The following is a 26,313-nucleotide window of genomic DNA, read 5'->3' on the forward strand; positions in this document are numbered from 1 at the left end:
CGGTCGGGCGCTCGGGTCAGGACGCCCGGCGCGACTCGCCGGGGCGCTGCGAGGCCGCGGGCCCACGGGGCGCGCGCGAGGGGCGCACGGCGATGCCGGTGCTCCGGTCGCGCTCCGGGGCGGGGGCGGCGTAGCCGGCACGGTCGGGCCGGGCCAGCGCGCCGGCCATGCGCTCGAGGGCGGCCTCGCGGTCGACCTGCTCACGCGGCTCGCGACCCACCCAGCCGACCCAGGCCATGGCCAGGACGGCGACGACGGCGGCAGGCGCCAGCCAGAGCAGGATCTCCACCTGTGCAGGGTAGGTCGCCCGCGGGCCGCGGCGGCGCCGAAACGCCGGGCGCCGGCTCGGGCAGTGGTCGCCCGGGCACCGCTCAGGGGGTGCCGACCCACTCGTCGGTGCCGTCGACGAAGCGCTGGTGCTTCCAGATCGGCACCTCCGCCTTCAGCGTGTCGATCAGCGCCCGTGAGGCCGTGAAGGCGTCGCCGCGGTGGGCGGCGACCGTGGCCACGACGACGGCGATGTCGCCGATGGCCAGCGACCCGGTGCGGTGCACCGCCGCCACGGCCTGGACGTCGTGGTCGGCGGCGACCTGCTCGCAGACCGCCTCGAGCCGCGCCAGGGCGGTGGGGTGGGCGCTGTAGTCGAGTCCGACGACACCCGCGCCGTGGTCGTGGTCGCGCACGCGGCCCACGAAGAGGGTCAGGCCCCCCGAGGTCGGGTCGTCGAGGGCGTCGAGCACCTCGGTGACGTCGAGCGGGTCCTCGCGCAGGGCGGCCAGGCGGACGGCGGGGTGAGCCATGGACGCGACCCTACTCACTGTCCTCCTCACCGCCGGCGGGTTGGGGCTCACGGCGTACCGTGGGGCCATGAGCAACGACTCCGGCGACACCCCGAACGACTCCGGGAACGGCCCTGACGACAGCGGTCAGAACCCGTTCAAGGGCACGCCGTTCGAGCAGTTCTTCAACCAGCTCGGCGGGATGGGCGGGGGCGGCGGCGCCACGCCCGGCGGCTTCGGGTTCGGCTTCGGCACCGGCGGCTCCGGAGCGAGCGGTGGCGGCGCGGGCGGGGCCGGCGGCTTCCCGGGGTTCCCCGGCGGGTTCCCCGGCATGGGCGGCCCCGGCGGCACGCCCGACCTCAACCAGCTCTTCGGCCAGATCCAGGCCATGATGCAGCCCTACGACGGCCCGCTGAACTGGGACGTCGCCCTCGACACCGCCCGCAAGGCCGTCGCGCAGCAGCCCGACCCCTCGCCCACGCAGCGCCAGAAGGACGCCGTGGCCGACGCCGTGCGCCTGGCCGACCACTGGCTCGACGACACCACCGCCTTCCCCTCCGGCGTCACCTCGACCGCCGCCTGGAGCCGCGCGGAGTGGCTGGTGGGCACCGTCGAGGTGTGGAAGGTGCTCGTCGAGCCGGTCGCCAAGCAGACCGTCGACTCGCTGGGCTCCGCCCTGCCCGAGGAGGCCCGCGCGGCCTCCGGCCCCCTCCTCGGGATCATCGGCAAGGCCGTGGGCGTCATGCTCGCCAGCCAGGTCGGCTCCGGCCTGGGCGCGCTGGCCTCCGAGGTGCTCACCGCCTCCGACGTCGGCCTGCCCCTGGGCGCCGCCGGGCGCGCCGCCCTCGTGCCGGCCAACGTGGAGGCCTTCGCCGCCGGCCTCGACGTCAGCACCGACGACGTCCTGCTCTACCTCGCGCTGCGCGAGGCCGCCCACCAGCGGCTCTTCGCCCACGTGCCGTGGCTGCGCGAGCACCTGCTCGGCGCCGTCACCGCCTACGCCCGCGGCATCGAGATCAACGCCGAGGCGATCCAGAGCCGCATCGAGGAGCAGATGCGCGGCGTCGACCCCACCGACCCCGAGTCGATGCAGCGCCTGCTCGAGGGCGGGCTCTTCGACATGCCCAAGTCCCCCGCCCAGGAGGCCGCGCTGCTGCGCCTGGAGACGACGCTGGCCCTCGTCGAGGGCTGGGTCGACGAGGTCGTCGGGCAGGCCACCGCCGAGCGCATGCCCGCCGCGGCCAAGATGCAGGAGGCCGTACGCCGCCGCCGCGCGGCCGGCGGCCCGGCCGAGGACACCTTCGCCTCGCTGGTCGGCCTCGAGCTGCGCCCGCGCCGGCTGCGCGACGCCTCCACCCTGTGGGGCTCGCTGCGCACGCGTCAGGGCACCGAGGCCCGCGACGGGGTGTGGATGCACCCCGACCTGCTGCCGAGCGCCGCCGACCTCGACGACCCGCTGGGCTTCCGCGAGGGCGCCGCCGCCCCGGCCGAGATCAGCGAGTCGGACTTCGACGCCGAGCTGGCCAAGCTCCTCGACGGCGACCTGCCGGACGGTGACCAGCCCGGTGACCAGCCCGGTGAGGGCCCGACCCCGGCGTGAGCCTGCACGCCGACGCGCTCGCGGCCCTCGAGGCCTGGGCGGCGCCCGACGCCGCCCAGGAGGCGCTGCGGGTGCGCTACGTCGCCCACCTGCGCGCCCACCCCGACGGTCTGGAGCGCGGCTGCCGGCCCGACCACCTCACGGCCAGCACGCTCGTGCTCGACCACGACCGCGCCCACGTGCTGCTCACGCTGCACGCCAAGGCCCAGGAGTGGTTCCAGCTCGGCGGCCACTGCGAGCCCGGTGACACCACGCTGGCCGGCGCCGCGCGGCGCGAGGCCACCGAGGAGTCGGGGCTGGGCGACCTGTCCCTCGACCCGGTGCCGGTGGAGCTGAGCGAGCACCCCGTGCCGTTCTGCGGCCCGCGCGACGGGGTGCTCGTGCACCACCTCGACGTGCGCTTCGTCGCCGTGGCCGCCCCCGGCGCGCAGGTCGCGGTCAGCGAGGAGTCGCTCGACCTGCGCTGGTGGCCGGTCGACGGGCTGCCGTCGGGCCCCGACGGGCGACCCGACCCCGACATCGCGGCCCTCGTGGCCCGCGCCCTGCACCGGGCCGGCCCGTCGGGTCGGTCGGACCCGGCGGGTCAGTCGACGCCGTCGGCGCTGCCGTCGGCGGGCGGCTCGACCCGCGCCGCGGCCGACCAGCCCAGCAGGTAGCCCTTGGCCCGCTCGGCCTGGGGATAGCGGTCGACCCACGCCCAGAAGCGGGCGTCGTGGCCGGGCTCCAGCAGGTGGGCCAGCTCGTGGACCAGCACGTAGTCGATGACCCACGCCGGCATCCCCTGAAGCCGCGCCGAGAGCCGGATCGAGCGGTCGCCCGGCGTGCACGAGCCCCAGCGCGAGCTCTGGTTCTCCACCCACCGCACCGTGTCGGGCACGGCCATGCCGCCGAGGTAGCGGTCGTTGAGCGACACCGCCCGGGTCCGCAGCTCCTCGTCGCTGGGCAGGCGGCGGCGCTCGGCGCGCTCGAGGCGGGCCAGCATGGTCTCCACCCACTCGGCCTCCTCGCTGGGCGAGAGGGTGTCGGGCACGAGCACGACGATCCGGTCGCCGTCGCGGTAGGCCGAGACCGTGCGCCGGCGCCGCGTCGAGCGGCGTACCTCCACGTCGGGGCGCGCCCGCGAGCCCGCGGGGTCGCTCGTCGGCGGCGGTGACATGGACGACAAGTTAAGCCTTGGCGCCCGCCCAGGCGAGGAGGCGCTCCCGGGGCCAGGTCGTCACGATCCGCTCGGGGTCGATCCCGGCGGCCTCGGCGCGCTCGGCGCCGTGGTCGAGGAAGTCGAGCTGGCCCGGGGCGTGGGCGTCGCTGTCGATGGAGAAGAGGCAGCCGATGTCGCGGGCCAGCTCCAGCAGCCGGGTCGGCGGGTCGCGGCGCTCCGGGCGGGAGTTGATCTCGACCGCGACGTCGTGCTCGGCGCAGGCCTCGAAGACCGCCCGGGCGTCGAACTGCGACTCCTTGCGGGTCCCCCGCCCGCCGGTCACCAGCCGGCCGGTGCAGTGGCCGAGCACGTTGGTCCAGCGCTGACCGACAGCCGCCACCATGCGTCGGGTCATCGCGTCGCCGTCCATGGCCAGCTTGGAGTGCACGCTGGCCACGCGTACGTCGAGGCGCGCCAGCATCGCGTCGGTCTGGTCGAGCGAGCCGTCGTCGAGGATGTCGACCTCGATGCCCTTGAGCAGCGTGAAGCCGCCGGCGGGCCCCCCGAGGTGGTCGTTGACCGCGTCGACCACGTCGAGCTGTCGGGCCAGCCGCTCCGCGCTGAGGCCGCGGGCCACCTTCAGCCGCGGCGAGTGGTCGGTCAGCACCTGGTACTCGTGGCCCAGCTCGATGGCGGTGAAGGCCATCTCCTCGATCGGCGAGCCGCCGTCGGACCAGTCGGAGTGGGAGTGCAGGTCGCCGCGCAGCAGCGCGCGCAGCTCCTGCCCGCCCGTCGCCAGCGGTCCCGCGTGCTCGGCCTCCAGCCGCGCCAGCCGCTCCGGCCGGACCCCGCGCACGGCGTCGGAGACCACCGCGGCGGTGCTGGAGCCGATGCCGGGCAGGTCGGTGAGCGTGCCCTCGTCGACGGCCCGGGCGACCTCGTCGTCGTCCATCGTGAGCAGCGTGGCCACGGCCCCGCGGTAGGCCTTGACCTTGTAGGTGTCCTCCCGACCGCGCTCGAGCAGGAAGGCGATGCGGCGCAGGGCCGCGACCGGGCCGTCGGCGTAGGCCTCGTCGTCGGTCCCGGCGGGGTGCTCGGCCATGCTCAGCGACCCTGGAAGTGCGGGCGCCGCTTCTCCTGGACGGCGCGGATGCCCTCCTGGAGGTCCTCGGTGGCCATGGTGACCGGCTGGGCCAGCGCCTCCCACTGCAGGGCGTGCTCGAGGTCGGCGTGGCCGCCGCGCAGGGCCAGGGTGGTCAGCCGCGCGGCCACCGGGGCGGAGGCCGCCACGCCGGCCGCGGCGTCCAGCACCTCCTCCAGGAACGTCTCCTGCTCCACCACCCGCGAGACCAGGCCGAGTCGCAGCGCCTCGTCGCCCTCGACCAGGCGCCCGGTGAGGAAGAGGTCGCGAGCAGCGGCCGGACCGACGACGTCGGGCAGCAGCCAGGTGCCGGCCATGCCCGGGTGCAGCCCGAGCTTGAGGAAGGGCACGCCCATCCGCGCCCCGCGGGCGGCCCACCGCACGTCGCAGGCGAGGGCCAGGCAGAGCCCGGCACCGATGGCCGGGCCGTTGACCGCGGCGAAGGTGGGCACCTCCAGGCGCCGGATCGAGAGCCAGGCGCGGTAGAAGGCCATCATCCGGGTGCGGTGGCGGTCGACCCCGGCCTCCGGCTCGCTGGCCAGCCAGCTGGTGACCCCGCCGGAGGTGAAGGCCGAGCCCTCCCCCGTGACGACCACCGCGCGCAGCGACGCGTCACCGGCGAGGTCGTCGACCGCGCGCACCCACGAGGCCGTCATCTCCTCGGTCATCGCGTTGCGCTGTTCGGGGTTGTCGAGCACCAGCAGGGCGACGCCCTCGCGCGGGCGCTCCACGCGCAGGTGCTCGTAGGTCGCGGGCTGGTCCGAGGTGAGGTCGGTCATGGCCCCGAACATAGCGGCCGACGCGCCCGCGCGGAGCCTGTGGAGGGCCACCAACGGGCCGCACGCAGGCGGGGTAGGAACGTCGCGTGCACCCCGACTCCTCCTCTCCCCCGGCCGCCCGCCCCCGGACGTCGGGCGCGCCGGTCCCTCCCCGGCGGCCGACGCTGCTGCCCGGCCTGGTCGTCGCGACCCGTGAGGCCGGCCGCCTCCAGGTCGGTCTCGACGAGCCACGGCGGGTCGTGCTCCCCGACCACCCCGACGTACTCCGGCTCCTCGCCGCCCTGCGCGACCGCACCCCGCCGACTCCCACGACGCCCGAGGGCGTGCGCGCGCTGACCGCCCTGGTCGGGGCGGGCCTGGTCGTCGACGCCGACCTGCTCGACGCCGCCGGCGCCGGCACCGCGGGTCCCGGGGCCGTGGCCGCGGCGTTCGCGGCCCACGGCGACGCCGCGGCGCTGCTGCTGCAGCGGCGCTCGGAGGCCGTGGTGGCGGTCGAGGGCGGTGACACCGTGCCGGTGGCGGCCACCGACCTCGCCGTCCGACTGCTGCGCGAGGCGGGGGCGGGGGTCGCCGACTCCGGCGAGGGCCGGGGAGCCGGCGGGGGCCGGGCCCGACGGACGCGCGCCGCACGAGCCCCGGCGAGCAGGCCCGACGTCGTGCTCCGCCTCAGCGCAGGCCCCCCGGCCCGGCCCGGTCTCGACCCCCTCCTGCAGGAGGCGCAGCCGCACCTGCTCGTCGTCGGTGGCCCCGAAGGCGTGGTCGTGGGCCCCTTCGTGGAGCCGGGGGTCACCGCCTGCCTGCGGTGCGTCGACGCCGCCCGGGCCGAGCACGACCCCCGGCGCGGGCTCGTGCTCGAGCAGGTCGCCGCCGCGCCGGCGCCGGTCGCCCCGCTCGACCCGGCCCTGCTGCACCTCGCGGTGTCGTGGGCCGTGCGCGACGTCGTCACCTACCTCGACGGCGGCACGCCGTCGACGTGGTCGACGACGGTCGAGGTCGACGAGCTGCTCTCCTGCCGGAGCCGTCGCTGGCTGCGGCACCCGCGGTGCGGCTGCTCCTGGGACGGCGCGCAGGTGGGCTGACCGGGACGGCGTCGGTGAGTGGCGGGAGGTGACACCTGCCGCGGCCCTCGACCGGTCGTACGCCGCCACTTCACAGGCGACTCGGCCGGGCACGCCAGTCGCGACCGCGTGCCGGGGCCGGCGCTGACGGCGCTCGCGGTGACCGAACGTGCGGTGAGTGGCGGGAGACGACACCCCCGGGCGCCCTCGACCCGTCGTAGGCCGCCACTTCCCGGGCCGGCCGGCCGGCGACGTGACGCAGCCCCGCGTGGCGGGGCCGGCGCTGGCGGCGCTCGCGGTGACCGAACGTGCGGCAAGTGGCGGGAGACGACACCCCCGGGCGCCCTCGACCGGTCGTATCCCGCCACTTCTCGGGCCGGCCGGCCGGGGACGTAACCCAGCTCCGCGCGGCGGGGCCGGCGCTCGCGGTGACCGAACGTGCGGTGAGTGGCGGGAGACGACACCTCCGGGCGCCCTCGACCGGTCGTATCCCGCCACTTCCCGAGCCGGCCGACGGGGACGTGACCCAGCCCCGCGCGGCGGGGCCGGCGGTGGCGGTGCTCGCGGTGACCCAACGTGCGCTAAGTGGCGGGAGACGACACCTCCGGGCGCCCTCGACCGGTCGTTTCCCGCCACTTCTCGGGCCGGCCGGCCAGGCACGCCAGGCGCGACCGCATGCCGGGGCCGGCGGCGCTCGCGGTGACCGAACGTGCGGTGAGTGGCGGGAGACGACACCTCCGGGCGCCCTCGACCGGTCGTGTCCCGCCACTTCTCGGGCGGGCCGGCCGGGCACGCCAGGCGCGACCGCATGCCGGGGCCGGCGGCGCTCGCGGTGACCGAGCGCGCGGTGGGTGGCGGGAGACGACACCTCCGGGCGCCCTCGACCCGTCGTACGCCGCCCGTTCCCGGGCCGGCCGGCCGGGGACGGGACACAGCCCCCGCCTGGCGGCAGCGCTCGCGGGGACCGACCGTCCGGGGCGGGTTGCCCGAGACCTCCACCAGCCGCTCGGACACCGACGGGTCACGACGTGACGATCCCGCGGAGGGTCCCGGGGGCGCGCGCCCGGCCGGGGCGTCTACCAGTGCTCGGAGTCGAGCTTGCCCTCCAGGGCGCGCAGGTGGCGGCGCGCGCAGGTCACGCAGAGGTCCTGGCGGCGGCCGCGCTCGAACGACACCGTCCAGGCCAGCAGCCGCTGCGGGTCGTCCTCGACGGTGCCGCACAGGTCGCAGGTGGTGCTCATCCCCCGACCCTAGACCTGTCGCACGCGCCCGAGCCGGGCACGACGAGGTCGTGCCCGGCTCGGGTCGGTGTGCCGCGTGCGCTCAGAGCGCGCGGGCGAGGGCGAGGCGCGCCTGCTGCGCGGCCGCCTCGGAGCGGCGGGCCAGCCGCTTGGCCTTGGCCAGGCGCTGGTCGCGGCGGGTGTGCGCCTCTCCCAGGCGCTCGGACATTTGTATGCGTGCCAGTTCTTCGTGCATGAGATTCATCGTGGTGCTCCGGTTCGGGTCGCTGTGGGTGGCGGTGCGGGGGTCGGCGTGGCTGCCTGCGCGGATCGCGGCGTCGAGCCGGGTCGTGGTCGGGGTGGTCATGGTCGTGGTGCCTCCTGGTCGGGTCGGTGCGCTCAGAGCGCGCGGGCGAGGGCGGTGCGGGCCTGCTGGACGGCGCGCTCGGCTCGCCGGCTGCGACGGTGCACCCGGGCCAGCTCGTGGCCGCGGCGCTGACGCTGCGCCTCGTCGAGGCGGGAGGTGACCTGGGCTCGGGCCAGGTGGTCGTTGAGCGGGTACATCACGGGATCCTTCGGGTCTCGGGTGGTGCCGGGTCGTGCGGTCGGGGTGGAGCAGGACGGTGCCGGCGGTCAGGCCGCCACCTCGCTCTTGCGAGGACGGCCACGGGGCCGCTTGCGGGGGATGACGACGCCCTGGAGGAAGAGCTCGCCGCCCCAGACGCCCCAGGGCTCGCGCCGCTGCAGCGCACCGTCGAGGCAGAGGTGCCTGACGGGGCAGCTGCCGCAGAGGGCCTTGGCGTGCTCGACGTCCTGGGGGGTCTCGGCGAACCAGAGCTCGGGGTTGTTCGTGCGGCACGGCATGAGTGCGTCGTCGACGTCGACGGCGCGGTCGTGCAGCAGACCCAGGGTGGGCTCGACCGTCTCGTGGCGGTGGAGGTCGCTGATGGTCATGTGTGTCACCTCCTTGTCCTTGACCGGTCGCTGGGTGGTGCGGGGGTTCGTGGGGCCCGGGGTTCCCGGGGTCCTGGGGGAATGCAAAAGGCCGCGGATCCCGGGTTACGGGTTCCGCGGCCTGGAGGCTGCCGAGCTGTCGAGGATCAACAGATCGGTGGACTCCAGGCGAGGGGACCCGGGATGCAGGCGTGGCCGAAGGCCAGATCGCCCGCGACGACGCCCTGGCGCTCGGCGGCGACGGACACGACGGCGGAGGACACGGCGGCGGAGGACACAGTGGTCCCCTGGGTCGACGCGGTGAAGGCGATCGTGCGGCCGCGGACGGGCAGGGCGGAGCGGGACGGGGTCTGAGCCGTCATCCAGAACTTGTTGCTGGCCATCGGGGCCACCTCCTTCGGTGCGTCGTGCGCCGGCTTCGTCAGGGCCGTGGTGCGCTGCTGGTCGTGTGGTGAGGAAACTACCGGGCTGCTCCTGTAAGGAGCAAACCATTTTATGACTATTTCCGGGTTTTCTTCCGTGGCCCGCTGAGCAGGGCTGGCGGGGCGCCCCCGAGGGCCTGCCGAGGGGCCGCCGAGGGGCCGCGCGGGGCGGGTCAGGAGAGCAGGGCGAGCACGTCCTCGCCGTACTTCTCCACCTTGGACCGGCCGATCCCGCTGATGCGCAGCAGCGCCTCGGGGGTGCTCGGGCGCAGCTCGGCGACCAGCTGCAGGGTGGCGTCGCTGAAGACCACGAAGGCCGGCACGCTCTCCTCCCCCGCCCGCTCGCGACGCCAGTCGCGCAGCCGCTCGTAGAGCGCCTCGTCGTAGGAGGCGGGGCAGTCGACGCAGCGTCCGGTCTTCTTCTCCGCCGCGGTCGACAGCGGCTGGCCGCACTCGCGGCAGGTCATCGCCTTGCGGGCGCGGCCGGGCCCGCCGGTCGGGCGCGACTGGTCGGGCAGGAGCGGGTCGAGGAAGCGCGAGGGCTTGCGCGAGGCCCGGCCGCCGGGGTTGCGGGCCAGCGACCACGACAGGCTCAGCTCCGCGCGGGCGCGGGTCATGCCGACGTAGAGCAGGCGGCGCTCCTCCTCGACCGCCTCGGGGGTCTCGGCGTAGGTGATCGGCATCGTGCCGTCCTGCAGGCCGCACAGGAAGACGGCGTCCCACTCCAGGCCCTTGGCGGCGTGGAAGGTGGCCAGCGTGACCCCGTCGGCCACCGGCGCGTGCTGCTCGGCCGCACGGCGGTCGAGGTCGTCGACGAAGGCCCCGAGGGAGGCGCCGGGCTGGCCGGCGTGCTCGGCGGCCTGGTCGACGAGGGCCTGCCACGACTCCCACCGGTCGCGGGTCTGCCCGCGGGCGGTGGGCGGCTGGTCGGTCCAGCCCATCGCGGCCAGCGTGGCCCGCACGACCTCGACGATCTCGTCGGGGTCGGTGACCTCGGCGCTGGAGCGGGCGGTGCCGCGCAGGCGGGTGACGGCCTCGCGCACCTCGGGGCGGTCGAAGAACCGTGCCGCACCGCGCACGACGTAGGGGATGGAGCGCGCCGAGAGCGCCTCCTCGTAGGCCTCGGACTGCGCGTTGATGCGGAAGAGCACCGCGACCTCCGACATCGGGTGGCCGCTCTCGCGCAGCGCAAGGATGCGGGCGGCGGTGGCCTCGGCCTCGGCGACCTCGTCGGGGTGGGGGGCGTAGCGCACGGCGGCGCCGCCCGGGCGCTGGGCCTGCAGCGAGACGCCCTCGCTGCCCGACCCGGCCAGCAGCGTGTTGGCCGCACCCACGACCTGCGGGGTGGAGCGGTAGTTGCGCACCAGCTCCACCGACGTCGTGCCGGGGTGGCGCTGGGGGAACTCGCGCAGGTAGCGCGCGTCGGCGCCGGCGAAGGAGTAGATGGTCTGGGCGGGGTCGCCGACCACGCACAGCTCGTCACGACCGCCCAGCCACAGGTCGAGCAGGGCCGACTGCAGCGGCGAGACGTCCTGGAACTCGTCGACGACGAACCACTTGTACTGGCGGCGCACCTGGGCCGCGACCCGCTCGTCCTCGGCGAGCAGCCCGGCCGTGAGCAGCAGGATGTCCTCCATGTCCATGCGGCCCTGCCCACGCTTGACCTCCTCGTAGCTGGAGAAGATCCGTCCCACGGTCTCGGCGTCGTGGCCGGTCACCGTGCGGCCGCGCTGGGTGGCGACCCGGGCGTAGTCGTCGGGGTGGACGTTGCTCACCTTGGCCCACTCCACCTCCGAGGCCAGGTCGCGCAGCAGCGCCTGGTCGGCGTTGATGCGGTGGCGTCGCGCGGCGCCCGCGAGCAGGGGGATCTTGGACTCCGTGAGCGCCGGGAGCTCGGTGCCCTGGACCTGGGGCCAGAAGTAGCGGAGCTGGCGCAGCGCGGCGGCGTGGAAGGTGCGCGCCTGGACTCCCCCGGCGCCCAGCACCCGCAGCCGCTGGCGCATCTCCCCCGCCGCGCGGGTGGTGAAGGTGACCGCCAGGACCTCGGTGGGCACGTAGACCCCCGAGGCCACGCCGTGGGCGATGCGGTGGGTGATGGCCCGGGTCTTGCCGGTGCCCGCGCCGGCGAGGACGCGCACCGGTCCGCGCAGCGTCTCGGCGACCTGGCGCTGCTCGGGATCGAGGGCGTCGAGGAGGTCGGCGGGGCGGGTCACGAGGGGAACAACTCCTGGGGCAGGCTGGTTGACGACAGGTACGACGACGCCCACCTCGGGCGTCGTGACCACCCTAGATGTCGGAGGCGACAGTCCCAGATGAGCTCGTTCACGATGTACTCCACCCCCTGGTGCGGCTACTGCCACCGCCTCAAGAGCCAGCTGGACCGTGAGGGCATCTCCTACGACGTCGTCGACATCGAGCAGCAGCCCGACGCGGCGCTGATCGTGGAGCAGGCCAACAACGGCAACCAGACCGTGCCCACGCTGGTCTTCAGCGACGGCACGTCCCAGACCAACCCCTCGCTGGCGCAGGTCAAGGAGAAGCTGGCCGCGCTGGCCTGAGCGCGACGGCGGACCACCCGCCCGGCCGGCTCACCACTGGCCGGGCAGCGGCCCGCCGTACCAGTGCTCCACGAGGGAGCGGCTGATGGAGACCCCGCCGGGCAGCACGAGCGTGCCGGCGCGGGTCTCCTCGAGCATCTGGGCGCGGGTGAACCAGCGCGCCTCCTCGATCTCGACCTCGTCGACCTCGATCCGCGTGCTCGTGGCGCGGCCCACGAAGCCCACCATGAGGCTCGCGGGCATCGGCCAGGGCTGGTTGCCGAAGTAGGACACCTCGCCCACCTCGACCCCGGTCTCCTCGGCCACCTCGCGGCGCACGGCGTCCTCGAGGCTCTCCCCGGGCTCGTAGAAGCCCGCCAGAGTCGAGAAGCGTCCGCGCGGCCAGACCCGCTGGCGCCCCAGGAGGCACAGCTCGTCGTCGGCACCGGGCTCGCCGTGGGTGACCAGCATGATCACCGCGGCGTCCGTGCGGGGGAACTGGGTGCGCCCGCAGCGAGGGCAGGTGAGCTCGTGCCCGGCGGCGCGAGGCTCCAGCGGGGTGCCGTCGCGGGGGCAGAAGCGGGTCACGGCCAACCACTCGGCGATGCCGAGGGCGTGGAAGAGCAGCGGGGCGTCGGCGCGCGACTCCGGTGCGTCGCCGGCCAGCAGCGGCAGCAGGTCGCGCAGCCCGGCCCACCCCGGCTCGTCGGGGTCGGGACGGTCGGTGACCAGGGCGAACCACGCCCGGTCGTCGCGCTCGCCCAGCAGCACCCGCAGCCCGTCAGGGGTCTCGTCGGGTCGCACCCAGTCGATCCGGCCGCCCCGCGGGCGCACCTGCGCGCCCGCCACCACCAGCACCCGGGTCGCCGGGTCGGCCCACTGCTGCTCGAGCCAGGCCTCGTCACGTCTGCGCACCGACGCCCGGTCGTGCGCGTCGACGGTCAGCAGTGTGTGGGGAGCGGTCACGCAGCGACCCTAGGCCGCCCGGACAACCCGGGAAGCCTCGGGCCCGTCGCGGCGTTCTCCCGGCATGGCAGCGCCCGGGACCCTCCTCGACGCGGTGGTCGTGGGCGCCGGCCAGGCCGGCCTGTCGGCCTCCCACCACCTGCGCCGGCTCGGTCTGCGCCACGTCGTCCTCGACGCCGAGACCGCGCCCGGCGGTGCCTGGCAGCACCGTTGGGACACCCTGACCATGCGCGACGTGCACGGCGTGGCCGACCTGCCCGACTCCCCCGCTCCGCGGCCCGGCGAGGAGCGGGCCAACCTGGTCGTGCCCGCGTGGTTCGCCGCCTACGAGCGTGAGCAGGCCCTGCCCGTCGTGCGGCCGGTGCGCGTCGAGCGCGTCGAGCCGGCCGACCCCGACGACCCCGGCGGCCCACTGCGGGTCGTGGCCGGCGACCGCACCTGGACGACCCGCACCCTGGTCAACGCGACCGGCACGTGGAGCCGACCGTTCGTGCCCGCCTACCCCGGCGCGCGGACCTTCCGCGGGCTGCAGCTGCACACCCACGACTACCGCGGGCCCGAGGCGCTGCGCGGGAGGCGCACCGTCGTGGTCGGCGGCGGGGCCTCCGCGGTGCAGCTGCTCGGCGAGCTCGCCCCGGTCACCGACACCCTCTGGGTCACCCGCCGCCCCCCGGTCTGGCGCACCGACGACCTCACCCCGGAGGCCGGCCGCGCCGCGGTCGCCCTGGTCGAGGAGCGCGTACGCCGCGGGCTGCCGCCCGCCAGCGTGGTGAGCGTGACCGGGCTGGCCCTGCGCCCCCAGGAGCAGGCGGCGGCCGCGCTCGGCGCCTACGAGCGACGGCCGGTGTTCCGCAGCATCGAGCCCGACGGTCTCCGCTGGGCCGACGGGTCCTTCGAGCCGGCCCAGGCCCTCCTGTGGGCCACCGGCTTCCGCGCCGAGCTGTCCCACCTCGCGCCCCTGGGTCTGCGCGGCCCCGGCGGCGGCATCGCCGTCGACGGCACCACCGTCGTGACCGATCCGCGGGTGCAGCTGGTCGGCTACGGGCCCTCGGCCAGCACCATCGGCGCCAACCGCGCCGGGCGGTCCGCCGCGCTCGCCGTGCTGCGTCGGCTGCAGGGCCGCGGGGCCGGGGCCGCGCTCACCGCGACGGGCTGAGCAGCGCCTCCAACTCCTCGCGGCCGGGCAGGTCGGCGGGCTCGACCACGCTGCCGGTGCGCACGAGGTAGAACGCGGCGCGCACCTGCTCGGGCGCCACGTCGTGGAGCTCGGCCCAGGCCAGGCGGTAGAGCGCCAGCTGCAACGGGTCGGTGGCCTCGGCGCGACCGGTCTTCCAGTCGACCAGCAGCCAGCCCCCGTCGGGCTCGGCGTAGACGGCGTCGATGCGCCCGCGCACGACCTGACCGGCCAGCACCAGGGCGAAGGGGGCCTCCACCTGGTGGGGCACCCGGGTGGCGAAGGGACCGGACTCGAAGGTCGCGACCAGCGCCTCGAGGTCGGCGTCGTCGTCGATGCCGGCGTCGGCGCGCCCGGGCAGGTCGCCGTAGTCGAAGAGGTCCTGTTGGCCGAAGCGCGCCTCGACCCAGGCGTGGAAGCGGGTGCCGAAGCGGGCCGCGGCCGAGGGCGGGCGCGGCATCGGACGGGCCAGGTCGCGGGCGAAGGCCTCGGGGTCCTCGCGCAGCCGGGAGACCGCCGTGGCCGACAGGCTCGAGGGCAGCGGGACCGCGACGTGCTCGGAGCGGTCGCGCCGGGCCTCGGCGAGCAGCCGGTCGAGCTCGGCGTCCCACTCCGCGACCCGGGCCGCCTCGATCATGTCGAGGCCGAGGTCGGGCGCGCCCACCACGGCCGTGCGCACCCGCTCGGCCGCCTCCCGGCGCAGGGCTGCCTCGCGGCCCACGGCCGTGCTCGGCCACGGGCGCGACGGGTCGACCGCGTCGTAGGGGTTGGGGTCGCCCTTCACCGGCTTCTCCCGCCACGGCCGCGGCGGCTCTCCCCAGGCCTCGACCCTCTCGGCGACCACCCGCTGGTAGGCCGAGGGTCCGAAGGGGGTCGTGCGAGAGGTCCAGCAGTAGCTGGTGACCGACAGCACGTGCGCGGCGCGGGTGAAGGCGACGTAGCCCAGGCGCAGCTCCTCCTCGGCGTCGTGGGCGCGCGTGTCGGCGCGGTAGGCGTCGAGGGCCGCCTTGTCGTGGCCGGCGAGCTGCGGCAGGTCCGGAGCGTCGCCGCGCAGCGGGGCGGGCAGCACGCTGGGCGAGGAGGTCCACAGGGTGCGCGAGCGGTTGGAGGGGAAGCGGGTCTCGCAGACCCCGACGAGGAAGACCGCGTGCCACTCCAGACCCTTGGAGCGGTGCACCGTGAGCAGCTTGACCGAGTCGGCCAGGGTCGGCGTGGCGACGTCGAGGCCGTTGCCCTGGTCGTCCTCGGCGGTGAGGTAGGCCAGCAGCGCCGGCAGGCCCACGTCGCCGTCGACGGCCTGGAAGTCGGCCACGGCGCGCACGAAGAGGTCGAGGTTATCGCGCCGCGAGAGCGCGGCCGGGTCGACGGCGGAGGCGAGCTCCACGTCGACGCCCGTGAGGTCGACGATGCGGCGCACGACGTCGAGCAGGGGCTCGCCGACGTGCGAGCGCAGCAGGCGCAGCTCCGCGCCGAGCAGCGCGAAGCGCTCGCGGGCCTCCTCGGAGAACGGCAGGTCGCCGGGGTCGGCCAGGGCGTCGTCGAGGCAGGCCACCTCGGCGGGGTCGATGCCGTCGGCGATGTCGAGCAGGTGGTCGGTCACCGAGCCGGCCTCGGCGCCCCGCCCGCCCCGGCCGGCGATCTCGTCGGCGCGCTGGCCCAGCAGGCGCAGGTCGCGCGCACCGATCGCCCACCGCGGCCCGGTGAGCAGCGTGAGCAGCGCGGCGTTGGCGGTCACGTCGTGGAGCAGGTGCAGCACCGCGACCACCTCGGCCACCTCGGGCAGCCGCAGCAGGCCGGAGAGACCGACGATCTCGACGGGCACCCCGGCCCCCGACAGGGCGTCGAAGACCTCGGCGGCGTGGGCGTTGTCGCGGGTGAGCACGCCGATGTCGCTCCAGGTCGTGCCGCGCTCGCCGCCGTGGACCGCCTGCACGTCCTCCACGAGGCGGGCCAGCTCGTCGGCGTGGGTCTCGAGCACCTCGGCGCCCACGACGCCCGGCTCCGCGCCGGGCTTGGCCTGGAGCGGCTCCACCTGGTCGTAGCGCTCGTAGAGGGGGGCCGCCAGCGCGTTGGCGACCTCGAGGATGCGCGCGTCGGAGCGCCGGTTGACCGTCAGCGGCAGCACCGGCACCGCGCCCCCGCGTGCCGCGGGGAAGGTGTCGGCGAAGTTGAGGATGTTGGACACCGACGCGCCGCGCCAGCCGTAGATCGCCTGGTTGGGATCGCCCACCGCGGTGACGGCGTGCCCTCGGCCGCGGGCCTCGTCGGGCCCGGAGAAGAGCCGGGAGAGCATGGTCGCCTGCGCGACCGAGGTGTCCTGGTACTCGTCGAGCAGCACGACCCGGAAGGCCGCGCGCTGCGCGAGGCCCACGTCGGGCTGCTCGCTGGCCAGCCGCGCCCCCAGCTCGATCTGGTCGGAGAAGTCCATCAGGCCGAGCTCGGCCTTGAGCCGACGGTAGCCGGCCACGAGCTCGAGCAGCTCGCCGCGACGGTCGATGGCCGAGAGTGCGGCCTCGACGGGCTTGCGGTAGGTCGTGCGGTCCTTGCCGGCGCGCTCCGCGGCGAGGGCGGCCGCGAACCCCGCCCGGGCCTCGGCGTCCACCCGGCGGACGTCGTCGGGGCCGACGAGGTGCTCGCTCATGGCGCTGTCGAGAGCGAGGAGGTTCTGGATCGCGGTGGGCGGGTGGTCGGTGAGCTGGTGGATGTCGCCGGTGAAGCGCTCCACGACGCGGGCACCGAGCTGGTAGCGCGCGGCGTCGGTGATGACGCGGGTGTCGGGCTCGTGGCCGATGCGCAGGCCGTGCTCGGTGAGCAGGTTGGCGGCGTAGGCGTTGTAGGTGAGCACGCTGGGCTCGAGGACCTCCTCGACGGCGTCGTCGTCGCGCGCGCCGCCCCGTGTCATCGGCTCGTCGAGCACGCCCGCGGTGCGCAGCGCGGCCCGGATCCGCTGGCGCAGCTCGCTGGCCGCCTTGGTGGTGAAGGTCAGGCCCAGCACCTGCTCGGGGCGCACCTGCCCGGTGACGACGAGGTAGACCACCCGCGCCGCCATGAGGGTGGTCTTGCCCGACCCGGCGCCGGCGATGACCACGCCGGGGGCCAGCGGGGCCGAGATCGCGGCCCACTGCTGGTCGCTGGGCGCGTAGTCGGTCTGCATCACCCGCTGCAGGTCGGCCGGGGTGTCGATGCGCAGCGACGCGCGGCCCGTGCCGGGGGTCGGGGGGATCGGCGGGATCGCGCTCACGAGGCGGTCACCGCCCCGGCGCCCTTGATCGGGCAGATCGCCACGAAGTCGCAGTCGCGGCAGTGCTGGCCCACCACGGCGGGGAAGGACTCGCGCCGCAGCATCACCGCGCCGTGGGCGAGCTTGTCGCGCAGGGCCTCGCGACCCCGGCTGCCGGCGGGCTGGGGGTCCTGCGGCTGGACGACGGCGTGCTCGGTGTCGTCGAGGGCGCCCAGCTGCACCAGCTCGGCACCGCCGGCGACGCCGTGCCCCTCCTCGGGCAGCACCGCGTCGACGGCGCCGCTGTCCACGGCGTACTGGTAGAGGGCGAGCTGCACGTGCTCCTGCACCGAGGAGGTCGAGGGGGCGGTGCGCCCGGTCTTGAGGTCGACCACGACGACGCGCCCGTCGTGGTCGAGCTCGAGACGGTCGGCGTAGCCGTTGAGCAGCACCTGCTCGCCGTCGGGGAGGTCGACCACGGTGGAGAAGCGCGCCTCGGTCTGCAGCAGCCGCCGGGCGTTGGTGTGGTGCCAGCGCAGGAAGCGCGCCAGCGCCACCCTCACCCGAGCGTGCTCGCGCGCCCGCGACCACGGGGTGCGGAACTCCAGGCGGCCCCACACCGCGTCGACGTGGGTCATCAGCAGGTCGACGTCGTCGGGCCCCGCCGCCAGCTCCCCCGTGGCGACGCGCTCGGCCAGGGCGTGGAGCATCTTGCCCAGGTTGGCCGACTGGTGGGAGCGGGCCGCTCCCCCGGCCTCGCGCTCCAGGAACCACCGCATCGGGCAGGTCTGGAGGGCCTCGAGCACGCTCGCCGAGATCGGCACCGGCCGGTCGGGGTCGCGCACCGGCTGCACCGAGCGGGTGGCGGCGCGGGTGCCCCACCAGCTCGCCGGGTCGGCGTGCGGGGCGAGCGGCCGGGTGCCGGCGCTCTCCCCCGCGAGCCGCGCCAGCCGTCGCGCGGCGGCGTCGCGCAGCGCGGGCGTGGTCGCGGGGTCGGCAACGGTGCGTCGCAGCTCGCTCACCAGGCCGTCCATCGACAGCGGGCGCTCGGGTCGTCCCACCACGGCCTCGACGCTGACGCCGAGCTCGTCGAGGAAGCGGGAGGGCTGCTCGCCGTCGTCCTCCGGGGAGGCGACGGCGGTGACCACGAGCCGCTGCCGCGCGCGCGTGCAGGCGACGTAGAAGAGGCGACGCTCCTCGGCCAGCAGCTCGCGCGCGGAGACCGGCGGCACGAGCTCGCCCTCGCCGATGCGGTCGGCCTGCAGCAGGGTGGTGCGCCGCCGCAGGTCGGGCCAGGCGTCCTGCTGCACGTGGGCGACCACGACCAGGCGCCACTCCAGCCCCTTGGAGCGGTGGGCCGTCAGCAGCCGCACGGCGGCGCCCCGGGTGCCCTGCTCGGCGAGGGTGTCGGCCGGGATCTCCTGGGCCACCAGGGTGGCGAGGAAGGAGCGGACGCCGCGGTGGTCGCGCTGCTCCTCGGCGCGCGCGGCGACGTCGAAGAGGGCGCAGACCGAGTCGAGGTCGCGGTGGGCGCGACGGGCCGGGGCCCCGCCCTGCTCGACCGCGCGTCGCAGCCGGGCCGGCCAGCCGGTGCCCGACCACAGGCCCCACAGCAGCTCCTCGGCGCTCACGCCGGCCGCGAGGTCGTCGCGGGCGGAGGCGAGCAGCGCGTGCAGGGCCCGGGCCCGGGTGACCTCGCCCCCCTCGAGCCCGTCGAGGAACCCCCGCTCGACCAGGGCCAGCCGCACCAGCTCCCGGGAGGGGCGGGGCGCCCGGTCCTCGGTCAGCGCCCGGTGCTTCTCGCGCACCCGCAGCTGACGGCCCAGCCGGCGCACGTCGCCGGCGTCGAGACCGCCCAGCGGTCCCACGAGCAGCGCCTCGACCCGGCCGGGGTCGAGGTGGTCGGGCGCGGTGGGGTCGGCGACCCCGAGGTCGACCACGGCGCGCAGCGCGTCGAGCAGCGGCAGCACCGCGGGGTCGCGCACGAGCGGCACCTCGTCGCTGGCGACCTCCACCGGCACCCCGGCCGCCCCCAGGGCCCGGCGCAGCGGGGGCAGCGAGGTGCGGCCCGAGCGCACGAGCACCGCCATGTCGTCCCACGCCACACCGTCCTCGAGGTGGGCGCGCCGCAGCAGGTCGGCGAGGTGCTCGGACTCGGCCCGGTCGGTGTCGAAGGTGCGCACGACGACGCGGCCCTCGCCGAGCCGACCGGGCTCGGCCACCGGGTGCAGGAAGGCCTCGCGGGCCTGCTCGTCGATGCTGCCGGGGAGCCCGAGGCGCCCGGCGACGCGCTGGGAGGCGACGAGCAGCCGCGGGCCGAAGCGTCGGGTGGTGCGCAGCGCGACGACCTCGGCCGGGCTGCCGTCGCGGCGCGGGAAGCTGGTCGGGAAGTCGAGGATGCCGCGCACCTCGGCGCCGCGGAAGGCGTAGATCGACTGGTGCGGGTCGCCCACCACGGTGAGGTCGCGACCGTCGCCGGCCAGCGCTCGCAGCAGCGCCACCTGACCGGGGTCGGTGTCCTGGTACTCGTCGACGAAGACGTGGGAGAAGCGGCGCCTCAGCTCCTCGCGGTGGACCTCAGCCTCGAGGGTCGCCCGCCGGATCAGGTCGGAGTAGTCGGTGGCGCCCTGGGTGTCGAGCACCGTGAGGTACTGGTCGAGGAAGAGCCCGGCCGCGGTCAGCTCGGGGGCGCCGTGGACCTGCCCGAGGTGCGCCAGCTCCGCGCCGTCGAGCCCCTTCTCCCGGGCCCGCGACAGCACGGCGTGCACCTCGCGTGCGAAGCCGCGGGTGCCGAGCGCCCGCTGCAGCCCCTCGGGCCAGGCCACGGCCTCGGGGGTCGGGACGAGGAGCTCCCGCAGCACGACGTCCTGCTCGGGGGCGCTCAGCAGACGCAGGGGGGCGTCGTAGAGCTCCGCCGGCGCGTACTGCCGGATCAGCGCGTAGGCGAAGGAGTGGAAGGTCGAGCTCAGGCTCGTCGCCATGGTGCGCCCCAGCCGGGCCGTGACCCGGTCGCGCAGCTGGTCGGCGGCCTTGCGTGAGAAGGTCAGCGCCAGCACCTCGTCGGGCCGCGCCCCGTCGTCGACGCGTCGCACGATCGCCTCGACCAGCGTCGTGGTCTTGCCCGTGCCCGGCCCGGCGAGCACCAGCAGCGGCCCGCCGGCGTGGTCGACCACGCGCTGCTGCTCGGCGTCGAGGCGCGGCACCGGGGCCTCCGCGTGCTCGTGCACGAGGTGGTAGCGCGGGGTGGCCGGACGGTCCGGGCGGGGCGGGCGGGTCACGGGCCCCATCTCAGCACCCGGCGCCGACAGCCGTTCGCGCGCCCGCCCCCGACCCGTCACCACCGGGCCACCGCCAGGGCCCCCGGGGTCGACAGCGTGAGCCGCGCCGACATCCGCACCACCCTCTCGGGAGCACCCAGATGAACGCCTCACCCCGCCCTGCCCTCACCGGCCCCGCCCTCGCCGGCCCCACCCGCCGCGCCGTCGTGGGCACCGCCCTCGGCGCCGGCGTCGGGCTCGGTGCCACCCTCACCGGCACGCTGGCCCCCGCCGCCTGGCTGCCCGGGGCCGCCGCCGCCCCGGCCCGGCCGCTGAGCCGCGACCCCTTCACCCTCGGCGTCGCCTCCGGCGACCCGCTGCCCGACGGGGTCGTCCTGTGGACCCGGCTGGCCCCCGAGCCGCTGGCCGCCGACGGCCTGGGCGGCATGCCCGCCCGCGAGGTCGCGGTGCGGTGGGAGGTCGCCACCGACGAGCGCTTCCGCCGGGTCGTGCGCCGCGGCGTGGCCCGCACCGGCCCCGACGCCGGCCACAGCGTCCACGTCGAGGTCCAGGGCCTCTCGCCCGCCCGGCCCTACTGGTACCGCTTCGCGGCCGAGCGGTGGGTCTCCCCCGCGGGCCTGACCCGCACGGCCCCGGCGTACGACTCCTCGCCGGCCTCGCTCAGCATGGCCTTCGCCTCCTGCTCGCAGTACGAGCACGGCTTCTTCACCGCCTACCGGCGCCTGGCCGAGGAGCAGCCCGAGCTGGTGCTGCACCTCGGTGACTACCTCTACGAGTACACGAAGGACGACTACGTCGTGGCGCCGGGCAACGTGCGCGACCACGAGGGCCCCGAGACCGAGACGCTGGCCGGCTACCGCCAGCGCCACGCGCAGTACAAGACCGACGCCGACCTGCAGGCCGCCCACGCCGCAGCACCCTGGGTCGTGGTGTGGGACGACCACGAGGTCGACAACAACTGGGCCGACGAGGTACCCGAGAAGCCGGCGGTGCCGCAGCCGGGCTTCCTGGCCCGTCGCGCCGCCGCCTTCCAGGCCTACTACGAGAACATGCCGCTGCGCCGCACGTCGGTGCCGCAGGGCATCGACCTCCAGCTCTACCGCCGCGTGCAGTGGGGCGACCTGGCCACCTTCCACATGATGGACACCCGGCAGTACCGCGACGACCAGGCCTGCGGCGACGGCACCGCGGTCGACTGCCAGGAGGCGCTCGACCCCTCGCGCACCCTCTGCGGCGACGCCCAGGAGCGGTGGCTCGTCGAGGGTCTCGCCGCCTCCACCACCACCTGGGACCTGCTGGGCCAGCAGGTCTTCTTCGCCCGCCGCGACTTCACCGCCGGCCCCACGCGGTCGCTGTCGATGGACGGCTGGGACGGCTACGCCCCCGCCCGCCAGCGCCTCGTCGACGCCCTGCCGGCCGACGCCAACACCGTGGTGCTCACCGGCGACGTGCACCGCCACTACGCCAACGACGTGCTCGCCGACTTCGACGACCCCGACTCGGCCGTGCGCGCGGCCGAGCTCGTGTGCTCCTCGGTCACCAGCGGCGGCGACGGCTCCGACACCACCGCCGCGACCGACACCCAGCTGCGCGAGAACCCGCACATCAGGTTCGCCAACAGCCAGCGCGGCTACGTCATGACCGAGATCGGCCGCGACAGCCTGCGCGCCGACTTCAAGGTCCTGCCCTACGTACGCCGCCCCGGCGCCCCGGTGTCGACGCGGCAGTCCTTCGTGGTCGAGGCGGGCCGCCCCGGCCTCCAGCAGGCCTGAGCGGACGTGCCGGGAGCCGGCACCCCGCGTGGGGTGCCGGCTCCCGGTGTCCTGCCTGCGTCGCGGTGCGCGCCCGGGTCAGGGCAGGCGCACCACCACGGTGCGCGAGGCGCTCCGCTCGACCTGCTCGGTGGCCGGGAAGACCGCCCGCAGCACGTGACGACCGCGCCCCAGGCGCACCGTCACCTTCTTGGAGCCCTCGTCGGCGCGGGTGATCCGCACGGTGCGCACGACACCCTCGCCGCGCTCGCGCAGCTGCACGGTGCCCACGGCCTCGCCGAAGTTGAAGGACAGCCGCACGGTGGCCGAGGCCTTGACCGTGCCGGCCTTGCGCGCGGTGAGGCGCGTGGTCGACGTCGCCTTGGCCGGCGCGACCTCCTCGCCGGCGGGGGCGGCCCAGAACAGGCCGCGGGCGGCCTGGCTCAGCCCGCCCTTGGGGTGGGTGCGGAAGAACACCGAGGTGCCGAAGACCATGCCCTTGGCGCCGCTGGCGGCCTCACCGGAGATGACCGAGGCCTTGCCGGCCGCCTCGGCCGGACCGCCCACCGGGCTGCCCTCGGCCGTGGGGCGCCAGTGACCCGCGAGCAGCGGGTCGGCGGCGTAGGTCTGCTCGGCCGTCGTGCCCTCGCCGAGGCTGGCGAAGGACAGCGCGGGGTAGATGAACGACGCCTCCTGCGCGTACGGCGCGAGCGCCGAGCCGGCCGGGGTGTCGACCGCGACGATCCCGTTGCCGGAGCGGTTGCCGGCGACCGGGGTGGCCGAGACGAGGCCGAGCAGCGCGGCGGCGTTGTAGCCGGCCGTGCCGCGCCCCACGACGCCGTGGCCCTCGTCGAGCCAGGCCTCCAGCGCGGTCAGGCCGGGCGCCTGGGCCTCGGTGAAGCTCAGCGCCCCGCCGACCCAGAGCACGTCGGCGTCGGCGAGCACGGAGGCGTCGGTGGCCAGGCCGGCCGCGGTGACCGGCACGAGGTCGTCGAAGCCGAGCTCGAGCAGCGAGAGCTTGTCGTCCTGGGTGCCGGTGTAGGCGATGGTGAGGTCGTCGAGCCCCTTGGTGGCCTCGTCGTCGAGGGCGTCGAGGTCGGCGGCGCGGGCGCGGGTGAACCGCACGCCGAGGTCCTCGGCGACGGCGGCGGCGGCGGCACGGTCCTCGGGCCCGACGACGGCGGAGCCGTCCTCGAGCATGGAGACGGTCACGCCCTCCTCCAGCAGCGCGTTGAGCGCCTGGAAGTCGGCGACGCCCGCGACGTCGAGCACGAGGTGCTGGCCCTCGGCCGGCACGGAGCCGGTCGGGGTCGCGTCGGTCACCGGCGTGGTGACGCCGAGCGGCGCGTCGGTGGTGAGGCCGACCTTGTCGACGGTGGCCCCCCACAGGTAGGAGTAGCTCCAGGCGGAGATGTCGTACATCGACGGCACCTTGTCGGAGATGTCGGAGCCCAGGTCGAGCAGCACGTTGGCCATGCCGCGCAGCGGCTGGTGCATGTCGACGACGTAGGAGCCGGCGGGGTAGGTCGTGCCGTCGACGGTCGTGGCGCGGTCGAGCGTGCCGACCTCCACGCCGTTGAAGAGCAGCTGCTGCACGACACGGGCGGCGTCGCTGCGCGAGCGCTGGGCGGCACCGACGGGGATGACGTAGGCGCGCGGGAGCACGACCGGGTCCTGGTCGTCGACGGAGTCCCACAGCGGCTTCCACTCGTCGGGGCCCTCGACGGCGTCGACGGTCTCGGTGGTCAGCGACTCCTTGGGGGCGCCGGCCGCGCCACGGCGGAACATCTCGATCTGGTTGGCCAGCATCGCGTCGTCGTTGGCCACGACGTAGTCGACCATCGACTCCATCGTCTGCTTGGCCACCGCGGTGTTGATGACGGCGTCCTCGGGCGTCGTCACCGACGCGAAGGGCGTGCCGGGGGTCGAGGTGCGGCCCTTGGGCAGCTCGACGGTGCTGGTGACGGCGCCGTGGAAGGCGGCGTACTGCGCGGTGAAGATCGGCGGGAAGTCGTCCCAGCCGTCGGGGGTGTCGCGGTAGGGGATCTTGATCTTGCCGGTGTTCTCGGTGGTGTCGTCGTCGGTCGCCGGGTCGTAGTAGGTGTTGCCCGGGATCTCGGCGGCGACGACGTCGTCCTCGACCTGGCGCGCGACGGCGTAGCCGTGCGGGATGAAGAGGTCGTACTCGTAGTTCTCGCCGTGCGGCGGGCCGCAGGGCTCGACCTGGAGCACGCCGGTGTAGCCGTGGAAGTCGGCGGCGTAGAGCGCCTGGAGCGCCTGCGCGGTCTTGACGAAGGAGACCGACTCGGGGGTCTTGCTGGTGATCATGTCGCGGTTGGGGTCCAGCGACAGCGCCGTGGCGCGGGTGGCCTTGGTGCGCCCGTCGGGGTTGAGCGAGAGCGAGAAGTAGAGCCGGTGGCCGGCCAGCATCTCGCCGACCTCCTCCTCGGGGGCGGCGACGAGGTCCTCGATGACCTGCATGGCCGCGTCGGTGCCCTCCCACTCGTTGCCGTGGATGTTGGCGCTGAACCAGATCGGCGTCTTGTAGCCGGCCGCGAGGTCCGCGTCGGCGGCCGCGGCCTCGGGCGAGGTGCGGATCTTCTCGCGCCACGCGGTCTGCTGGGCGGTCTGAGCCTCGGTCTCGGGCGCGGTGAGGGTGACCAGGTAGAGGTCGCGGCCCTCGGTGGAGGTGCCCACCAGCTGGGTCGAGATCCGGTCGCTGGAGGCCATCAGCTCGTTGAGGCGCGGGGCGAGGTCGGAGTAGGAGATGGTGCCGTTGACCGAGGTGGCGTCGGGCACGGTCGGCGCGGGCTCCTCCAGGGTCGGCTGGGCGGGGTACGACGAGGGCATCGTGATCGGCTCGCCGAACGACTCGGCGGCGGCGGCGAGCTTCGCGGCGGCCGCCGTGCTCGGGCGCGCGGCGCTCTGGTCGGGGGTGACGCCCCGGCCGCCGGCGGCGGACGTCAGCGCGGAGGACCCGCTCGGGCCCGAGGGCTCGGCGGTGGCAACGGGGGCGAGGAGCGCGAGGGTCGTCGCAGCGACAGCCATGGTGCTCAGGCTCGCGAGGGTGCGGTGGCGCAAGGGGATTCGCTTCCTGTCGTGGGGGCCTCCGCGACAGGAGGTCGTCGCGGTGGATCGTCAGAATGTCTGACGATCTTCAGCGAACCGTGTCCTGAAACACAACGGTTACCGTCTGTCCGTCATGTGGACGGGCGTTCCGCCAGGCGGACCCCGCAGTCAGGCCGTCGGGGTCCGCTCGTTGTAGGCCCCGGCCTCCTGCTGGCCCGACAGGGCGGCCACCGCCCTCATGACCTCGTCGGTGAGCTCGCGCCGGGCGCGCCCCGACGACATCCCCGCGAACCGGTCGCCGGCGACGATCGGCTCCCCGAAGCGCACCGTCACCCGGGCCAGGCGCGGCCAGGAGCTCCCCACCGGCTGCAGCCGGTCGGTGCCGACGAGGCCGACCGGCACCACGGGCGCCCCGGCGGTCAGCGCGAGGTGGGCCACCCCCGTGCGCCCGCGGTAGAGCCGGCCGTCGCGTGAGCGGGTGCCCTCGGGGTAGAGCCCGAAGGCCTCGCCCCGACCGAGCACCTCGAGCGCGACGTCGAGGCTGGCCAGGGCCGCCCGCGGGTCGTCGCGGTCCACGGGCAGCATGCCCAGACCCTCGAACCACGCCCGCTGCGCGCTCCCCCGCAGCCCCGTGCCGGTGAAGTAGTCCGACTTGGCCAGGAAGACCACCTTGCGCGGCGCGGTCACCGGGATGACGACGGAGTCGATGAAGCTGAGGTGGTTGCTGGCCAGGATCACCGGGCCCGAGCGCGGCACGTGGTGGATCCCCTCGATCCTCGGCCGCCACACGGCGCGGGCCAGCGGGGGGACGACGGAGTGGAGCACGCGGTAGAGCACCTCGCCAGTCTTGCGGTTACCGGCCGGTCAGCCGATCCGGTGTCCACCGGAGCAGTCCGGCGGCCTCCAGTACGCCGAGGCCAGCTCGACGCGCAGCGCGCCGGCCCCCGTGCTGCGGGTCGGGGTGCCCTCCTCGCGGTAGCGCGCCACGGCCTCCCCCTGGTGGCTCGGCGGCAGCGTGCCGTCGGCGCGCACGACGCGCCACCACGGCACCGGACCACCGTGCTCGGCCATCACGTTGCCCACCCGCCGCGGGCCGAAGCGCCCCACCGCCTCGGCGATGGAGCCGTAGGTCGTCACCCGCCCGGGCGGCACCTGCTCGACGCAGGCCAGCACGGCCTCGACGTAGTCCTCGGGGTGGCGCACCCCGCCATTGTGGCGCGCCGGGGG

At 75.7% G+C, this 26,313-nt stretch carries 23 protein-coding genes; 6 read left to right on the forward strand and 17 right to left on the reverse strand.

Going from position 1 to position 26,313, the window contains the following annotated elements:
• Positions 1-16: 16 nt before the first annotated feature.
• Entirely contained in the window at positions 17-289 is a 273-nt protein-coding gene (locus IR170_RS03300; protein ID WP_056864018.1) for a hypothetical protein, read from the reverse strand.
• Positions 290-371: 82 nt separating this feature from the next.
• Positions 372-800 carry a molybdenum cofactor biosynthesis protein MoaE gene (locus IR170_RS03305; protein WP_056864017.1) on the reverse strand — a complete coding sequence of 143 codons (429 nt, stop codon included), beginning with the start codon at positions 798-800 and terminating at the stop codon, positions 372-374.
• 67 nt (positions 801-867) lie between these two features.
• Between IR170_RS03305 and IR170_RS03310 the strand changes: the two genes are divergently transcribed.
• Complete coding sequence (locus IR170_RS03310) at positions 868-2,379, forward strand: zinc-dependent metalloprotease (protein ID WP_227488398.1); 1,512 nt, start codon at positions 868-870, stop codon at positions 2,377-2,379.
• Positions 2,376-3,035 (forward strand): NUDIX hydrolase, encoded by a 660-nt coding sequence (locus tag IR170_RS03315; RefSeq protein ID WP_193661181.1) that lies wholly within the window; start codon positions 2,376-2,378, stop codon positions 3,033-3,035. The genes IR170_RS03310 and IR170_RS03315 overlap by 4 nt, the downstream gene beginning before the upstream one ends.
• Here the strand turns inward: IR170_RS03315 and IR170_RS03320 are convergent.
• From IR170_RS03320 to IR170_RS03330, 3 genes are read right to left on the reverse strand one after another with little or no spacing between them, the layout of a single operon-like run.
• Positions 2,963-3,535: a M48 metallopeptidase family protein gene (locus tag IR170_RS03320; protein WP_056864016.1), complete on the reverse strand. Its 573-nt coding sequence runs from the start codon at positions 3,533-3,535 to the stop codon at positions 2,963-2,965. The genes IR170_RS03315 and IR170_RS03320 overlap by 73 nt on opposite strands.
• Positions 3,536-3,545: 10 nt before the next feature.
• Positions 3,546-4,619: a PHP domain-containing protein gene (locus tag IR170_RS03325; protein ID WP_193661182.1), complete on the reverse strand. Its 1,074-nt coding sequence runs from the start codon at positions 4,617-4,619 to the stop codon at positions 3,546-3,548.
• A 2-nt stretch (positions 4,620-4,621) separates the two neighbouring features.
• On the reverse strand, positions 4,622-5,437 hold the full coding sequence (locus IR170_RS03330; RefSeq protein ID WP_193661183.1) for an enoyl-CoA hydratase/isomerase family protein: 816 nt from the start codon (positions 5,435-5,437) through the stop codon (positions 4,622-4,624).
• An 86-nt stretch (positions 5,438-5,523) separates the two neighbouring features.
• Between IR170_RS03330 and IR170_RS20175 the strand changes: the two genes are divergently transcribed.
• Positions 5,524-6,516 (forward strand): TOMM precursor leader peptide-binding protein, encoded by a 993-nt coding sequence (locus tag IR170_RS20175; protein WP_193661184.1) that lies wholly within the window; start codon positions 5,524-5,526, stop codon positions 6,514-6,516.
• 1,055 nt (positions 6,517-7,571) lie between these two features.
• Here IR170_RS20175 and IR170_RS03340 read toward each other — a convergent pair.
• From IR170_RS03340 to IR170_RS03365, 6 genes are all read right to left on the reverse strand, one after another.
• On the reverse strand, positions 7,572-7,736 hold the full coding sequence (locus IR170_RS03340; RefSeq protein ID WP_165699038.1) for a hypothetical protein: 165 nt from the start codon (positions 7,734-7,736) through the stop codon (positions 7,572-7,574).
• Positions 7,737-7,818: 82 nt separating this feature from the next.
• Entirely contained in the window at positions 7,819-8,082 is a 264-nt protein-coding gene (locus IR170_RS03345; protein ID WP_193661620.1) for a hypothetical protein, read from the reverse strand.
• 32 nt (positions 8,083-8,114) lie between these two features.
• Positions 8,115-8,279 (reverse strand): hypothetical protein, encoded by a 165-nt coding sequence (locus IR170_RS03350; RefSeq protein WP_165699037.1) that lies wholly within the window; start codon positions 8,277-8,279, stop codon positions 8,115-8,117.
• Positions 8,280-8,348: 69 nt separating this feature from the next.
• Entirely contained in the window at positions 8,349-8,669 is a 321-nt protein-coding gene (locus IR170_RS03355; RefSeq protein ID WP_056864012.1) for a WhiB family transcriptional regulator, read from the reverse strand.
• A 146-nt stretch (positions 8,670-8,815) separates the two neighbouring features.
• Complete coding sequence (locus IR170_RS03360) at positions 8,816-9,052, reverse strand: hypothetical protein (RefSeq protein ID WP_193661185.1); 237 nt, start codon at positions 9,050-9,052, stop codon at positions 8,816-8,818.
• A gap of 212 nt (positions 9,053-9,264) precedes the next feature.
• The gene (locus IR170_RS03365) at positions 9,265-11,304 is read right to left on the reverse strand and encodes an ATP-dependent DNA helicase UvrD2 (protein WP_193661186.1); all 2,040 of its coding nucleotides are present in this window, start codon (positions 11,302-11,304) and stop codon (positions 9,265-9,267) included.
• A 99-nt stretch (positions 11,305-11,403) separates the two neighbouring features.
• Between IR170_RS03365 and IR170_RS03370 the strand changes: the two genes are divergently transcribed.
• Complete coding sequence (locus IR170_RS03370; RefSeq protein ID WP_056864009.1) at positions 11,404-11,649, forward strand: mycoredoxin; 246 nt, start codon at positions 11,404-11,406, stop codon at positions 11,647-11,649.
• A gap of 30 nt (positions 11,650-11,679) precedes the next feature.
• Here the strand turns inward: IR170_RS03370 and nudC are convergent, their stop codons facing one another.
• Complete coding sequence (gene nudC / locus IR170_RS03375) at positions 11,680-12,594, reverse strand: NAD(+) diphosphatase (RefSeq protein WP_056903766.1); 915 nt, start codon at positions 12,592-12,594, stop codon at positions 11,680-11,682.
• 64 nt (positions 12,595-12,658) lie between these two features.
• Here nudC and IR170_RS03380 point away from each other — a divergent pair, with 64 nt between their 5' ends.
• Complete coding sequence (locus IR170_RS03380; RefSeq protein WP_193661187.1) at positions 12,659-13,750, forward strand: FAD-dependent oxidoreductase; 1,092 nt, start codon at positions 12,659-12,661, stop codon at positions 13,748-13,750.
• On the opposite strand, the gene IR170_RS03385 is transcribed toward IR170_RS03380, so the two are convergent.
• Positions 13,734-17,009, reverse strand: a complete 3,276-nt coding sequence (locus IR170_RS03385) for an ATP-dependent helicase (RefSeq protein ID WP_319804891.1) — start codon at positions 17,007-17,009, stop codon at positions 13,734-13,736. The two genes, IR170_RS03380 and IR170_RS03385, sit on opposite strands and share 17 nt — an antisense overlap.
• The gene (locus tag IR170_RS03390; RefSeq protein ID WP_319804892.1) at positions 17,006-20,266 is read right to left on the reverse strand and encodes an ATP-dependent helicase; all 3,261 of its coding nucleotides are present in this window, start codon (positions 20,264-20,266) and stop codon (positions 17,006-17,008) included. The genes IR170_RS03385 and IR170_RS03390 overlap by 4 nt, the downstream gene beginning before the upstream one ends.
• A 140-nt stretch (positions 20,267-20,406) precedes the next feature.
• Here IR170_RS03390 and IR170_RS03395 point away from each other — a divergent pair, with 140 nt between their 5' ends.
• The gene (locus tag IR170_RS03395) at positions 20,407-22,038 is read left to right on the forward strand and encodes an alkaline phosphatase D family protein (protein ID WP_193661189.1); all 1,632 of its coding nucleotides are present in this window, start codon (positions 20,407-20,409) and stop codon (positions 22,036-22,038) included.
• Positions 22,039-22,116: 78 nt separating this feature from the next.
• Here the strand turns inward: IR170_RS03395 and IR170_RS03400 are convergent, their stop codons facing one another.
• The 3 genes from IR170_RS03400 to IR170_RS03410 form a co-directional block, all read right to left on the reverse strand.
• Positions 22,117-25,065: a M14 family zinc carboxypeptidase gene (locus IR170_RS03400; RefSeq protein WP_193661190.1), complete on the reverse strand. Its 2,949-nt coding sequence runs from the start codon at positions 25,063-25,065 to the stop codon at positions 22,117-22,119.
• A gap of 189 nt (positions 25,066-25,254) precedes the next feature.
• Positions 25,255-25,923, reverse strand: a complete 669-nt coding sequence (locus IR170_RS03405; RefSeq protein WP_193661191.1) for a lysophospholipid acyltransferase family protein — start codon at positions 25,921-25,923, stop codon at positions 25,255-25,257.
• A 27-nt stretch (positions 25,924-25,950) separates the two neighbouring features.
• Positions 25,951-26,289, reverse strand: coding sequence for an MGMT family protein (locus IR170_RS03410; RefSeq protein WP_193661192.1), 339 nt, complete (start codon positions 26,287-26,289; stop codon positions 25,951-25,953).
• Positions 26,290-26,313: the final 24 nt, after the last annotated feature.

This window comes from Nocardioides kribbensis (genome assembly GCF_015070375.1).
Classification (GTDB): domain Bacteria; phylum Actinomycetota; class Actinomycetes; order Propionibacteriales; family Nocardioidaceae; genus Nocardioides; species Nocardioides kribbensis.